Here is a 14,511-nt window from a genome sequence, read left to right on the forward strand (position 1 = left end):
GCAGGGTCTGCGCGATGAGCAGGCCGTGAAAAGCTGGATATTAAATTGACAAAGATTTTAAATACACCAGATACAGCACCTGTGAGGCTACCCGCCTGGCGGGTGATTGTCACGCGTCCCCGCTTTGAGAAGCAGGTGGCGCGCCGGCTGGCCGATTTAGGCATTGAGCATTACCTGCCGTTGCGGAAGGAGTTGCGGCAATGGCACGACCGCCGGAAATGGGTGGAAGCCCCTTTATTCAGCAGTTATTTGTTTGTGAAGATCCCCGATGCGGTGCAGAACCGGGTTTTTGATGCGCCGGGGGTGTTGCGTTATTTAAGGGATAACGACCGTCCCGCACGGTTGAGTGAGTCGGAGATTGAGCGGGTGCGGCATATTTGCCGGTTTCCTGGTAAGATCGTGGTCACTGCGCGGGAAGGTTCCATTGAAAGCCGGGAAATCACCGTGCCGAATGGTGAGTTTGCGGGATACAAAGGGGTGTTGACAGAACGGAACGGTAAACAGTATTTAAAGATCACCATGTGGGGAATTTCTCAGAACATTTTCCTGCAGGTGGATGCGGAGGATCCCGTCGAAGCCTGAGTAAGGCCGCGGGAGACATAGAATAGATGGCTTCGGTAACAGCAACTGTTACTGAGAACGGCGAAGCCGTAGGCGGGGGGGATGAAAGTGTGGCCGTTACATATACAAGAGACAATAATTTCAAAAAATTAGCTAACAGCATCGTTTAACACAGTATGGAAAAAAAAGCATTGATTACGGGGATTACAGGACAGGATGGCGCTTATCTGTCGGAATTCCTGTTAAAAAAAGGATACATCGTGCACGGCCTCAAACGGCGCAGTTCGATGTTCAATACCGACCGGATCGACCATCTTTACCAGGATCCGCATGTGGAGCATCGCAATTTTATTCTCCACTATGGTGATATGACGGATAGTACCAACCTCATCCGCCTGATTCAGGAAATTCAGCCTGATGAAATATACAACCTGGCGGCCATGAGTCATGTGCAGGTGTCGTTTGAGACGCCTGAATATACCGGCAATGCCGATGGACTGGGCACCCTGCGCATCCTGGATGCGGTTCGTCTGCTAGGGTTGGAGAAGCTAACCCGGATTTACCAGGCATCCACTTCAGAACTTTATGGCAAAGTGCAGGAGGTGCCCCAGACGGAGAAAACGCCTTTTTATCCCCGCAGCCCTTACGCGGTAGCAAAAATGTACGCATTTTGGATCACGGTCAACTACCGCGAGGCTTACGGGATGTACGCCTGCAATGGTATCCTGTTTAACCATGAGAGCCCGTTGCGGGGCGAGACCTTTGTGACCCGTAAGATTACCCGTGCAGCGGCTCGGATAGCCCTGGGTTTGCAGGATAAATTTTACCTGGGTAATTTAGATGCGCAGCGGGATTGGGGACATGCCAAAGATTATGTGCGGATGATGTGGATGATCTTGCAGGCCGATGAGCCGGAGGATTGGGTGATTGCTACGGGTAAAACCACGCCGGTGCGGGAATTTGTGCGGATGGCTTTCCGGGAGGCCGGCATTGAGCTGGAATTTTGTGGTAAAGGCGTCAACGAAAAAGCTTTTGTTGCCTCTTGTTCCAACCCTGAATATCAGTTGGAGTTGGGCAAGGAGGTGTTGAATGTAGATCCACGTTATTTCAGACCTACGGAGGTGGATTTGTTGATCGGCGACGCCTCTAAGGCTAAAAACAAATTGGGCTGGGAGCCGGAGTGCAGTCTGGAGGAACTGGTGAAGGATATGATGCAAAGTGATCTGGAGCTGATGCAGAAGGAACAGTTTTTGAAAGACGGCGGCTACCGGATACTCAATAATTTTGAATAGACAAACACATGGAGCAGACAGCTAAAATATATATTGCCGGGCACCGGGGGATGGTGGGTGGCGCCATTAAGAGAGCGCTGGAGCAAAAGGGTTTCACCAATCTGGTCTATCGGAACAGCAATGAGCTGGATCTTCGTCAGCAGCAAGCGGTGCAGGATTTTTTTGCTGCGGAGCAGCCTGAATACGTGTTCCTGGCGGCCGCCAAAGTGGGTGGCATTGTAGCCAATAACACTTACCGCGCGGAATTTTTGTATGACAACCTCATGATTGAGTCGAATATCATTCATGCCGCGCATGAGGTGGGGGTGAAGAAGCTGATGTTCCTGGGCAGTAGTTGTATTTATCCCAAGCTGGCGCCTCAGCCTTTGAAGGAGGAGTATTTACTCACCGGGCTTTTGGAGTCCACCAATGAGCCTTATGCTATTGCCAAGATAGCCGGCATTAAGTTGTGCGAGGCTTACCGCGATCAGTATGGAGATCATTTCATCAGTGTCATGCCCACCAACCTGTATGGCATTGGCGATAATTACCATCCTGAGAACAGCCATGTGTTGCCGGCCATGATCCGTCGTTTTCATGAGGCTAAAGTAAATGGGAGTCCGTCGGTAACCATTTGGGGAACGGGCACGCCTCGCCGCGAATTTTTATTTGCTGATGATCTGGCGGATGCCTGTCTTTTCCTGATGGAGCATTATGATGGCCGGGAGTTGGTGAATATAGGTACCGGTACCGATCTGAGTATTCAGGAGCTGGCCGAGCTGGTCAAATCTGTAACTGGTTATGAGGGCCGGATTGAATTAGATACTTCCCGCCCCGATGGCACGCCACGAAAGTTGATGGATGTGAGTAAGTTGCACGCGCTGGGCTGGCGGCACTGTACCGAATTGGGGGAGGGGGTGAGGTTGGCTTATCGGGATTTTTTGACACGAGACTTTGAGGTGATAGGAGTGTCAACTGGCTGATGCTAGATCAGGAGATCCTAGGATAATTTCGCTCGAATAATAAGCAACTTGTCCTTGACTCCAAGTAGTGCTGAATAGCTTTTGATCTGCTGATTTGCAAGTAAATTATTGTTGTGAATATTAATTCAATCTAACTCTACTGTTATATGAGTGAGGTGTAATTGTGGGATAGCAAAATGCTAGAGGATGAATTAAAATGGAACTTGTTGAATAACCAAAGATTCCTATACTTAAATATGTAATAGTTTATCACCCGGGGTATAATAGTTGTAAATGAAAACGATAGAGGGGTTGAAATATAGGCTATCAGCTAATAGCGCTCGTTCGCAAAATGTTCTGAAAAATGTGTTGTTGTCTTTTGTTGTAAAGGGCGGTAATATATTGGTTGGTTTTATTCTGGTGCCATTAACACTAAACTATATTAGCCCAGTTGAATATGGAATTTGGTTAACTATCAGTTCGATAGTTGGGTGGATGTATTTTTTTGATATTGGCATGGGTAATGGTCTTCGTAATAAGCTCGCGGAAGTATATGCACTTGGAAATTATGACGAGGGAAGGAGGTATGTGAGTTCGACTTATATGATGCTCGCCGGCATTTCAGTTGTATTAATAATATTGCTAGCAGTCTTAGTGCCACTGATTGACTGGAAAGTCTTCCTTAATGTGCCGAATTCAGTTAGCATAAATATTTCTATTGCATTGTTGATTGTATGTCTCACTTTTTGTGTGCAATTTATCGTTCAATTAATCAACACTGTGTTAATGGCAGTTCATGAACCAGCAAAGGCAGGATTTATCTCATTTGTGGGACAACTCAGCGTGCTGGTGGTTGTATATTTCCTAACTAGGACAACCAAGGGAAATTTTATCTTGTTGGTTTCGGTGCTAACGGTTGTTCCAGTAATTGTCATGTTGCTATTCAGTATTTATTTATATAAATCCAAGCTTAGATTCATTTCACCTTCCTTGAAGTATGTTAACTCATCTTACGCGCGAAAAGTACTTTCAGGAGGCGGTTCATTTCTTGTTATCCAAGTCGGAGCTCTGGTTTTATTTCAAACAAGTAATATTATTATCTCAAAGTTTGTTGGTCCATTGTCGGTCACTGAATTTAATATTGCCTATAAATTGTTTTCAGTATTAATTATGGCGTTTACAATAGTTATGACGCCTTATTGGAGTGCATTTACCGACGCTTACGTCAAGAAAGATGTGAAATGGATGGGTCATCAAGTAAAAACCACAAGATTTATATGGCTATTTATTTCCTTTATAGTAACTCCAATATTGCTGTTCGTTGCCCCATCTCTTTTGAAGATTTGGATTGGCGATTCTGTACAGATTTCGAAGAAGATGATGATCGCAATGGCGTTTTATACCGTCGGATATATCGGAATGAGTTTAAATAGCTACATTTTGAATGGAATTGGGAAAATTAAAATACAAAAATACCTATATATTATTGTTTGCGTAGTTAATATTCCATTTAGCATTATGATGGCTAAGCGAATAGGAGGGGTAGGTGTAGTGTTTTCAAATACTATTCTTATTGTAATTATGTTTGTGATTATGTGGAAGCAGATCGATATGATACTTAAGGGGGGCGCAGTAGGAATTTGGAACCAATGAGTATTTCTGTGATGTAAAAAAAATGGTATGATTTTCAGGTTTGTTTTTCGGGCTATTCGAAAGATTTGTAGAATGATTTCCAATGGCTTCTATCGAATAATTAGTTTAATGAAGCTTTTTGGGAATGGTGTAGTGTTTGGGAAGAATATTCAGTCCGCGGGTGTTCCAAGGATTGATGTTGCTATGACCGCAACAATGATTATTGGTGATAATTTTAGAATGAACAATGGGGGAAGGTTTAATATGATTGGACGCCAACAGCCGTGCTATTTTATTGTAAACGTCGGGGCATCGTTAATCATAGGAGATAATGTGGGTATAAGTGCTACTGCAATCGTATGCTCTGATTCAATCACGATAGGCAACAATGTGAAAATAGGGGGAAATTGCGCGATTTACGATACTGATTTCCATAGTATCGATAAAGTTTTTCGAAGGGATAGTGCAACAGATGGAGCGAACACCCGAGCTAAGCCTGTACAGATCGGAAACGATGTTTTTGTTGGAGCCCACACCACCATTTTGAAGGGGGTAAAGATTGGCAACGGTGCTGTAGTGGGATCTTGCTCCGTCGTTACCAAAGATATCCCAGATAATGAGCTATGGGCTGGAAATCCAGCTAAGTACATAAGGACTCTTTCTGACTCAGTATAAAGTTTTGGGTCAATGTTGTGGATTTGAGGTTTAGCCATCGGGATTGTAATCTAAGGTTTTCGTCATGTTTTTCTGCGCGACTTGTATGCGCCAAATTTCAACTTACACACGTAACGAAAGCTGCCTCTTACACATTTGTTTTCGAGTGTTTAGGTAATTAAGATGATTTGTAACAGTTTTTTTTTGGTGATTTTGTGGAGCACAGTTTTGAGGTGCTTTTTGTTATTTAGATATCGGCGATGAGATTCAAATTATTAAAGAAGAGCCTTCCGTACTTATGCATACTCTGCAGCAATTTGGTATTGAAAGTTTTTTTTGTTAAGTCATATACAATTATATTCATTCCTCTCGATGTATTGATTAGTGCTGTTTTATGCTTGAGGCTCTCTTTCTTTTTGAATAATCGATATAACTTGATTATTAGTCACTTTTGGCTTGCCTTCTACTTCTTAGGGGTTTTGAACATTAATAGCGCGATTATTTTCGATACAACGTGGAAAGTGAATATACATCATGCCTCGATGCTCTATTTTCTTAATTTGATTGTATTTATCATATCCTTAATATACTTTGAGCGAAAAATAGTTCAACGGCGAAGATTGCGACCCGCAAAAATAGGTTTATTGAATTTGGTCTTTTGGATCCCATTTGTTTTGTTTCCTTTCGTCTTCATATATAGTCTATACAAGAGTCTTGGATTTCTGCCAATTTTATCCGGAGGGGGTTTTGTCGACTTTATGTATAATTACAATTATGGTCCTCTCTATGGTTATAAATTTTTGTGCGTCTACAGTTTTTTAATCGGAGCATTTTGGGTAATAACCAAACGTTTCAAGTGTTTAAGCATAGTCTTTGTTACTTTAGTTTTGTTTATATTATCTGTTGACGGTAAGAGATTTCTACTGTTAGTTTCTCTTTTGGCCTTATTGCCTTTAAATGACTACTTGCGCCGGATGAAAGATCCTTCAAAGAAAGTCTCCTATTTGCCTTTTATCATGGTTTTCCTCGGGGTTGTTGTTGTATATGTTTCGATTTTAGCCATTCGAATGGGCAGCAGTGATATTGGGCAATGGGTTAATTTATTTATTAATAAAATACCTTTTGGCATTGAATTTAAGGACTATGTTTTTTCGTTTGAGAAGTTGACGACAACATCCACTGAAAGGTATGATTTTCTTTCAAGTAGCATTGGGGCATTTGTGAATTCAAATGTGTTGAGTTTTTTTGGATATAGCAAGGAGGGATTAACGCAGCTGGGAAGTGCATATATTTGGCGTGATGCATATAATATTGAGTTCGGTATCAGGACAGGGATAATTTCTGAGCTATATTTTGCGTTTGGAATTTGGGGTAGTCTGTTCATGATATTACTAGCTTTTTTTGTGAATAAAACTTCAAACCGAATTAACCAGCCAAATTCCGTTTTTGGACTATTTCAACATTCAATTTTGTTTGCACTTTATATACTCTTAATTACTGGGCAGGCGACCGTTTTTTTCGGGTGCTTATCGATAATGGTTTACGTTTTTCTTTACAACACCTTATCCAATTTTGTGTTACAGGGGAGGCTCAGGAAGTAATGGAGTTTTCATGACGCCGTTAACGAAGGTAATTGAAGGATGCGGTCGGTTTTTGCAGTCGAATGAACAAGTTTGGGAAGGTTGCTGAATCCTTCTGTATGGATTATTCGTTGTATTTGAGTTTGGAGGGATATCCATCTTCAGAAATTATTGTGTAATTTGAATTATTTCGTTAGATGAGAAAAGTCGCCGTATTAATTACGTGTTATAATCGCAAGGAGACCACTTTAAGATGTTTGCGGGATATTTACTCCCAGCGTCTGTCAGAGGGATTTGCGCTTGATTTGTATGTTGTTGACGGTGGCTCGTGTGACGATACTCCTGCTGCTGTACGACTAAAGTACCCGTTAGTTTATACTTTTGTGTTTCCTGGTCTATATTGGGCCGGCGGTATGCGAGCAGCATGGAGTAAGGCAGTTCAAACACAGGAATATGATTACTATTGGCTGGTCAACGATGATACAAATATATATCCTGAATGCTTACTTGAACTGCTCAAGGCAGACGGATATGCTCAAAAGACTTTTAACAACGGGGGGATTTACATTGGAACAACTAAGGATCCTGTTGAGGATGTCGTCACTTATGGGGGCCGACGGCTTAGGTGGCAGGGGGATAATAAAGGGGAGTTAATTATTCCTGATGGGACTAATTATCAGTCTTGTGAATTGGGGAATGCTAACATTATGTTAGTTAGTAGAGAAGTATTCGATCGAATTGGTGGTTTTTGTGAGCGATATACCCATGGGATTGCGGATTATGATTATACACTTCGGGCAGCGAGAGCGGGCTTTCCGGTAATAATTTGCCCCACTTATTGCGGCGAGTGTGTTAATGATAGTGGAAATAGACGGCTATCACAATCCTCGCCGCTTAAAGCACGTATCCAGTATTTGTACAGCCCCAAGGGTTTGGCTTACAATGAATACCTTTATTATATTCGGGAATTTTTTCCTAGAAAGTATTATTCAGCCATTTTAAAATTGTGGCTAAAAACGATGTTTCCGTTTTTATGGGCTTACCTGAAAAGGGGGGACGCATAAGATTTGAGTTGATAGTTTTTGAAATTGGAAGAAGCTAAATATTTTGAAAGATTCTTTTAAAATGACCGTCTGGAACTGATTATTTTATGGGGTAATTAATGCTGCACTTATTTTTGAAGTTTGCCTGTTCAATTTTGGATTTTACATTGAACTGAGTTTATAAAACGTCTTTGTTGAAACAAGCGAAATATCATGAAGGGGTGGATGAGTATTTGTGCTATCGAACGATGTTGAGAGTTCTAATCTCGTACCGACAGCGAACAATAGTCGGATGCTACAAGTTCTGGACAACGCTTTACTCTGAACTTTAGGTTTAATTTGTGGAGAATTGGATCCATAATAGCCACGTATATCGAAGTCTTAGTTCGAAACTAAGTTTTATTATTTGAAATGACGTTGATTAGAACCATTGAAAAGACTATCAGTTAAACAGCATTGTCTCGAGTGGTGTTCATATCGCGACGCGATATGTTTTTTGACGTAAATTTTAATCGAAAGAGTAATATAATTAAACGTATGAAGGTGTTTTTTATAGTTCCCTCCGTAATGCATTATAGGGAGACCTTTTTCGAAAAGTTGGTCGATGCAAATAGTGATTTGGAGTGGCTGATTATCGATGGGGAGAAGAAGGTGGATGACGGAAGGCCAAATAATTATCGGAGTTTCAACTTCCCACATATAAGATTTGAGGAGAGGTTTATGCAGGCGGGAGTTTTTTCCTTGAGAGATTATGTCGGGTTGTTCGATTTTGTTGTACGTGAGAATCCGGACCTTGTTATTGTTCCTGCGATCCCAGGGACGACCGTTTATCGTCGGATTGCTAAGTTGGCACGGAAGAAAAAGCTTGATCTTATAGTTTGGTCTTGCTTGTGGGAGCATGCCAGGGTGAGGAGAAGCGTGTTAAGATTTGCTAAGAACTTAGTGTATCGTCGATTTTTGCAAAGTGCAGCCTTTCATTTGGCATATAGTTCGTTTGCTAAGAGAAGGCTTGTAGATCTCGGTTGCGCGGAAGATAAAATTTCTGTTGCATTTAATGGAATAGAAATTGAAGGACTCGAACAGCTAAAACTGACAAAGGAAAGGCGTGTTGAGTTAATGAGTGGGCTACAAATACGGGAGAATTCGTCGATGTTTTTATACGTTGGTGGTCTTGGCGCTGATAAGAGGGTCGACCTTCTGCTGGAGGCGGTGAAGAGGTTTAAACGAAGAATTAAAGTTCCTTTTGTTGTTCTTATTGTTGGTAGTGGCCCAATGGAAAAAAGCTTGAAGCAGTACACAGTCGACAATGGGTTAGAATCTGAAGTGGTTTTTATTGGAAGAGTTGTAGAAGGTGTAGATGAATATTTCCAGCTAAGTGACTGCTTGGTAATGCCTGGGGCGGGAGGATTGGCTCTTAATCAGGCAATGTTTTGGCAAAAAGTTTGTATCGTTTCCCACGCAGATGGAACAGAGGAGGATTTGATAAGCGAGTCTGTTACTGGATTTCGATTTAGCGAGGGAAGTTCCGAATCCCTGTGTGATGCAATGTTTCGTTTTATGCATACTTCAAAAGAAATACTCGATGTGATGGGCTCTCGAGCGAAGAAACTGGTTAAGGAAAGAAGTAACGTTGACGAGATGGTGAGGACTTTTACCGAAACGATTCGGACTCTTAGATTGACAAGTGAGAGAGATGATTGCCGATTTCGAGATTGAAAATACATTTTCAAGTTTATGAGTTGGTTGAAATATTTAAAGAAAATTCGTATCGCAGTTTTGCGAATTACGGTTTGGCGCGGGTATAAGTTTGGAAGGGGGCTGCATGTTGGTCTCAGAGTTAGATTTTGGGCGAGGAGTGTGTTGCAGGTTGGCGATTATTTTTATATTGGTAGAGATTCTCAAATCGAAACAGATTGTGTTATCGGAGATTATGTAATTTTCGGTAATAAAGTTGCGATTGTTGGCAAATATGACCATAATTTCAAACAGATTGGAGTTCCTGTTCGCATGTCTTCATCGATTCGTGATTACAATTACAATTGGAAGGGAAAGGATCTCATTACTAGAATTGGAAATGACGTGTGGGTAGGTTATGGCGCTATAATCATGCAGGGAGTTAAAGTTGGGGACGGTGCTATAATTGCTGCTGGTTCTGTGGTAACTAAAGATGTCGAACCCTACAGTATTTGTGGAGGGAACCCAGCTAGGAAAATTGGAAATAGGTTCGATCAGGAATCCGAGCTGAAAAGTCATCTTGGAGGTCTGGCTGAGATGAACCCTGATGTTTTTCGTTTAAAGCTTACTTAGCAAGTGGTTAGACCTGAGGAAAAAATGGAGTACAGGAGGATTATCGGAATTAATGTCACGTGTCAGAGGTATGATGAATTTGTTAGCAAGTTAATATACTTTGCTGCAAATCGTATTTCTACTTATACTTGTGTAGCTAATGTGCACATGTGCATTGAGGGACATAAAGATAAAGATTTCGAAGGCATGGTCAATAGTTCGAGTCTTGTTACACCAGACGGTATGCCGTTAGTAGTGGCATTTAGAGTGTTATACAATATCCGGCAAGAAAGGGTTGCCGGGATGAATTTACTCCCAGATTTATTGAGGGAATCCGAGATAAACAGAATAAAGGTTTTTTTTTATGGAGGCACTCAGATTATGCTAGATAGGACGTTTAAGCATTGTGTACATCATTATTCACAGTTGGATATTGCAGGGATGATAAGTCCACCATTTCGCGAGTTGACAAGTGAAGAGGAGCAGCGGTATATTGAAGAAATCAACAATAGTGGCGCTGGCTTTGTGTTTGTAGCTTTGGGATGCCCAAAGCAGGAGAAGTGGATGGCCTCAATGAAAGGTAGGATTAACGCCTGTATGATAGGAATAGGAGGAGCCCTACCGGTGATGATTGGGATGCAAAAACGAGCCCCATTATGGATGCAGGGGATTGGTTTGGAATGGCTGTTTCGTTTGATTCAAGAGCCAAAGAGGTTGTTTAAGCGATATGCAGTTACAAATTCCTTGTTTCTTATACTGTTTTTCAAGCAATGGGCAAGGCAAGGCTTCAGGCCAGTTCGTACGGATGACTGAGAGACAGGTGGTTACCTGGAAATCATGGCGAATATTGAAATACGTTGCTTGAACTTAGGATCAACAAAGTCAAAACATTGTTTTTAAATAAATGAAAAAAATTTTACTAGTTTTTGGTACCCGCCCTGAAGCTATCAAGATGGCCCCGGTCTATCTGGAGCTGAAAAGACACGCAAACAAAGTTGAAACTGCGGTTTGTCTTACCGCCCAGCACCGTGAAATGCTGGACCAGGTGACTGATTTCTTTGGGATAGACGCCCAGTACGACCTGGATCTGATGAAGCCGAATCAAAACCTATACAGCCTTACGGCTTCTATTGTGGAAGGGATGAAGCCGGTGCTAGAAGATTTCAAGCCGGACTATGTGTTGGTACATGGCGATACCACAACATCGATGGCCGCAGCTTTGGCTGCCTTCTACGCAGGTGCGAAAGTCTGTCATGTGGAGGCCGGGTTGCGAACCCATAACAAATGGTCGCCTTTTCCGGAGGAAATGAACCGTAACATAACCGGCCGGCTGGCGGATATTCACTGGGCGCCAACGCTGGATGCCAAAGCCAACTTAATCAATGAGGGAGTGGACGAAGATCAGATCATGGTCACTGGAAATACCGTGATTGACGCTTTGCTCCACGGACTGAAGCTGATCGGAGAAAACGAATCTCCTGTTGTAACAGCACTTAAGCGTCGTTTACCTTTAAAGAAAGATATCGTACTGGTGACAGGTCACCGACGGGAGAATTTTGGGGAAGGTTTCCTGAATATCTGCCGCGCGTTAAAAGAGATCGCGGAGCGCGCCGATGTGGAAATCATTTATCCCGTGCATTTAAATCCCAATGTACAGAAGCCAGTGCATGAAATTTTGGATAATGTGCCCAACGTTCATCTGATTGAACCACAGCCTTATGAAGGGTTTATCTGGTTGATGAACCGGGCAAAGATTATCATCACGGATAGCGGAGGTGTACAGGAAGAAGCGCCCTCACTGGGAAAACCGGTGCTGGTGATGAGAAATACTACCGAGCGCCCGGAAGCTGTTGAAGCCGGAACGGTGATTTTAGTGGGGACAAACCGGGAGAAAATTGTATCGGAAGCCCTGAGCCTGTTGACAGACGATGATCGTTACCTGCGCATGTCGCAATTGCATAATCCCTACGGCGATGGACAGGCCTCCAAACGTATCGCGTCGTACCTGGCAGGAGTTGAGCTGGTGGAACCTGCATTATTATAAATGGATATTTTAAAGACTGGATAAACTGTATTATGAGAGCGTTATTTATGGGCCTTGGCTATATAGGTCTGCCCACTGCTGCAGTAGCGGCAATGCATGGAATTGATGTAGTTGGCGTGGATGTTAACCCGGAGGTCGTCAACACCGTTAACCGGGGTGAAATTCATATTGTTGAGCCGGATCTGGACAAAGTGGTAAAAGAAGTGGTTCAAAACGGCAAACTCCGGGCGAGCCTTCAGGTGGAAAAGGCGGATGCTTTTTTTGTCGTTGTGCCCACGCCTTTTAAACAGAACCACCGGGCAGACATATCCTTTGTGGAATCAGCTACCCGGGCGGTATTGCCATATTTGGAAGAAGGGAATCTTTTTGTTATTGAAAGCACTTCGCCCGTGATGACCACGGAAAAAATGGCGCGGTTGATTTTCAAAGAGAGACCGGAGCTGGAAGGCAAGATTTACATTGCCTACTGCCCGGAGCGGGTATTGCCAGGAAATGTGTTGCATGAACTGGTGCACAATGACCGGGTAATTGGCGGTATTAATGGAGCCAGTACACAGAAAGCGATCGATTTCTACGCGCAATTTGTGCGGGGCGCCCTGCATCCTACAAACGCCCGAACGGCAGAGATGTGCAAACTCACAGAGAATTCATCCAGAGATGCCCAGATCGCTTTTGCCAATGAACTATCCATGATCTGCGACCGTGTAAAAATTAATGTGTGGGAATTGATCCAATTAGCGAACAAACATCCACGCGTGAATATCCTGCAACCGGGATGTGGTGTTGGCGGGCATTGTATCGCCGTCGATCCCTGGTTTATCGTCAGTGATTTTCCAGAACAGTCGCAACTGATTAAGCGGGTCCGGGAGACCAATGACTATAAGTCGGATTGGTGCGCAAACAAAGTAATCGAAGCCTGCATTGAATTCGAAACCAAATACGAGAGAGAGCCGGTGGTAGCCTGTATGGGATTGGCTTTTAAGCCGGACATTGATGATCTCCGCGAGTCTCCGGCCAAGTACATTACTTCCAGGGTGATCAGTGAGGCACGCGCCGAGGTGCTGGTAGTCGAGCCCAACGTTACCGTACATAAATCTTTCAACCTGGTCAATCATCAGGAGGCTTATCTGCAGGCTGATATCGTGGTCTGGCTGGTGCGTCATAAAGAATTTCCTACTATCGTTAAGGAAGGAAATAAGATAGAACTTGATTTTTGCGGAGTAAGAAAATAGTTAGTAAATGGAATCACTACCTGCAGTAGAATTATTTAATTGCCCCATACACAGCATTGATATGGAGCGGACGCTCGAATATATCGGCGAGAGTATAGATACCGGTCACCCTATTCACCACGTGGTGGTCAATGCGGCCAAGTTGGTCAATATGCAAAAGGATCCTGTGTTGTATGAGTCGGTGGTAAACTGCGATATTATCAATGCGGACGGGCAGGCAGTCGTGTGGGCAGCGGGCTTTTTGGGCCGGCACTTACCGGGGCGTGTGGCAGGTATAGATCTGATGCAGAACCTGGTGAAGATGGCGTCGGTGAGGGGGTACCGGATATTTTTCTTTGGGGCCCGGGAGGAAGTTGTGAGTGCCGTTGTAGATAAATATACGAACCGCTATGGGCCGGAACTTATTGCCGGATATCGGAATGGGTATTATAGTAAGGAAGAGGAACCCGGTATCGCGCGGCAGATCGGTGAAAGCGGTGCTGATATTTTGTTTGTGGCCATTACCTCGCCAAAAAAAGAAATTTTCCTGAACACCTATAAGGAGCTCATCCGTGTGCCCTTTATTATGGGTGTGGGCGGCTCCTTCGACGTGGTATCTGGTAAAACGAAGCGCGCGCCGCTGTGGATGCAACGAGGTGGGCTGGAATGGCTTTACAGAATCTATCAGGAACCTCGCCGCATGTGGAAACGATATGCGGTCACCAATACCCTGTTTCTTGTTTTGTTCTTCAAACAATGGGCCCGGCAGGGGTTTAGGCCGGTGCGGGCCAATAGCTGATGCACTCGACGCGTAGGTCTGTTCGCTAATTTGAGAGGGTCACCTAGTGGGATGTTTTATATTCTCGGTTGCGTAGGTTAAGGACGGAGTCATGTGAGGAAGGGAGTCTTGCGACTTCCTAACGATGTTATCTTGATTTGATTGCAGGGTGCGGCGGAAGAAGTTCTATCGACCCAGATTGCTTGGATTATGAAATATCAGCTCATTTAGGAATGGGCTAATCGGACTCGTAAAGACTCGATGCCGGAGTTTTATGCAGTTTGCTCCACTTATGTCGGATCCTTTTGCCTGGATCCCACGGTTTCCCAGAATATTTTTTGTAGTACATCCATTTCAGAATTAATTTTTTGAAATATATTTTTGTATTCTCGTATTTTGATTTAAATTTATGCTGTAAGCTTCCCCTAAAACTGGGCCAGTGTCAATTAGAGTTTTTCAGCTTTTCAAATGCTTTATCCACTAAGCGGC

General features: G+C 43.4%; 13 protein-coding genes. All 13 read left to right on the plus strand.

The genetic code is table 11. The features are described 5' to 3' along the window. The first annotated feature begins 45 nt into the window (after positions 1–45). The 13 genes from AC3WS5_RS06510 (at position 46) to AC3WS5_RS06570 (ending at position 14,043) form a co-directional block, all read left to right on the plus strand. The gene (locus AC3WS5_RS06510; protein ID WP_492466445.1) at positions 46–582 is read left to right on the plus strand and encodes a UpxY family transcription antiterminator; all 537 of its coding nucleotides are present in this window, start codon (positions 46–48) and stop codon (positions 580–582) included. 155 nt (positions 583–737) lie between these two features. Then, entirely contained in the window at positions 738–1,853 is a 1,116-nt protein-coding gene (gene gmd, locus AC3WS5_RS06515) for a GDP-mannose 4,6-dehydratase (RefSeq protein WP_492466446.1), read from the plus strand. 8 nt (positions 1,854–1,861) lie between these two features. After that, a complete protein-coding gene (gene fcl / locus AC3WS5_RS06520) occupies positions 1,862–2,815 on the plus strand; it encodes a GDP-L-fucose synthase (protein ID WP_492466447.1) in 954 nt (317 codons plus the stop codon). Positions 2,816–3,088: 273 nt separating this feature from the next. After that, positions 3,089–4,447, plus strand: a complete 1,359-nt coding sequence (locus AC3WS5_RS06525; protein ID WP_492466448.1) for a lipopolysaccharide biosynthesis protein — start codon at positions 3,089–3,091, stop codon at positions 4,445–4,447. 27 nt (positions 4,448–4,474) lie between these two features. Then, positions 4,475–5,101, plus strand: coding sequence for an acyltransferase (locus tag AC3WS5_RS06530; RefSeq protein WP_492466449.1), 627 nt, complete (start codon positions 4,475–4,477; stop codon positions 5,099–5,101). Between the two features lie 953 nt (positions 5,102–6,054). Continuing rightward, complete coding sequence (locus AC3WS5_RS06535) at positions 6,055–6,681, plus strand: hypothetical protein (protein WP_492466450.1); 627 nt, start codon at positions 6,055–6,057, stop codon at positions 6,679–6,681. A gap of 176 nt (positions 6,682–6,857) precedes the next feature. Then, positions 6,858–7,724 carry a glycosyltransferase family 2 protein gene (locus AC3WS5_RS06540; RefSeq protein ID WP_492466451.1) on the plus strand — a complete coding sequence of 289 codons (867 nt, stop codon included), beginning with the start codon at positions 6,858–6,860 and terminating at the stop codon, positions 7,722–7,724. A gap of 516 nt (positions 7,725–8,240) precedes the next feature. Then, the gene (locus AC3WS5_RS06545; protein ID WP_492466452.1) at positions 8,241–9,419 is read left to right on the plus strand and encodes a glycosyltransferase family 4 protein; all 1,179 of its coding nucleotides are present in this window, start codon (positions 8,241–8,243) and stop codon (positions 9,417–9,419) included. An 18-nt stretch (positions 9,420–9,437) separates the two neighbouring features. Next, positions 9,438–10,010, plus strand: coding sequence for a CatB-related O-acetyltransferase (locus tag AC3WS5_RS06550; RefSeq protein WP_492466453.1), 573 nt, complete (start codon positions 9,438–9,440; stop codon positions 10,008–10,010). 24 nt (positions 10,011–10,034) lie between these two features. Beyond that, the gene (locus tag AC3WS5_RS06555; protein WP_492466454.1) at positions 10,035–10,802 is read left to right on the plus strand and encodes a WecB/TagA/CpsF family glycosyltransferase; all 768 of its coding nucleotides are present in this window, start codon (positions 10,035–10,037) and stop codon (positions 10,800–10,802) included. A gap of 91 nt (positions 10,803–10,893) precedes the next feature. Then, on the plus strand, positions 10,894–12,033 hold the full coding sequence (wecB, locus tag AC3WS5_RS06560) for a non-hydrolyzing UDP-N-acetylglucosamine 2-epimerase (RefSeq protein ID WP_492466455.1): 1,140 nt from the start codon (positions 10,894–10,896) through the stop codon (positions 12,031–12,033). Positions 12,034–12,065: 32 nt separating this feature from the next. Beyond that, complete coding sequence (gene wecC, locus AC3WS5_RS06565; RefSeq protein WP_492466456.1) at positions 12,066–13,265, plus strand: UDP-N-acetyl-D-mannosamine dehydrogenase; 1,200 nt, start codon at positions 12,066–12,068, stop codon at positions 13,263–13,265. A gap of 7 nt (positions 13,266–13,272) precedes the next feature. Beyond that, complete coding sequence (locus tag AC3WS5_RS06570; RefSeq protein ID WP_492466457.1) at positions 13,273–14,043, plus strand: WecB/TagA/CpsF family glycosyltransferase; 771 nt, start codon at positions 13,273–13,275, stop codon at positions 14,041–14,043. The last annotated feature ends 468 nt before the right edge of the window (positions 14,044–14,511 follow it).

This window comes from Niabella sp. CPT15-335-S11 (assembly GCF_058792415.1).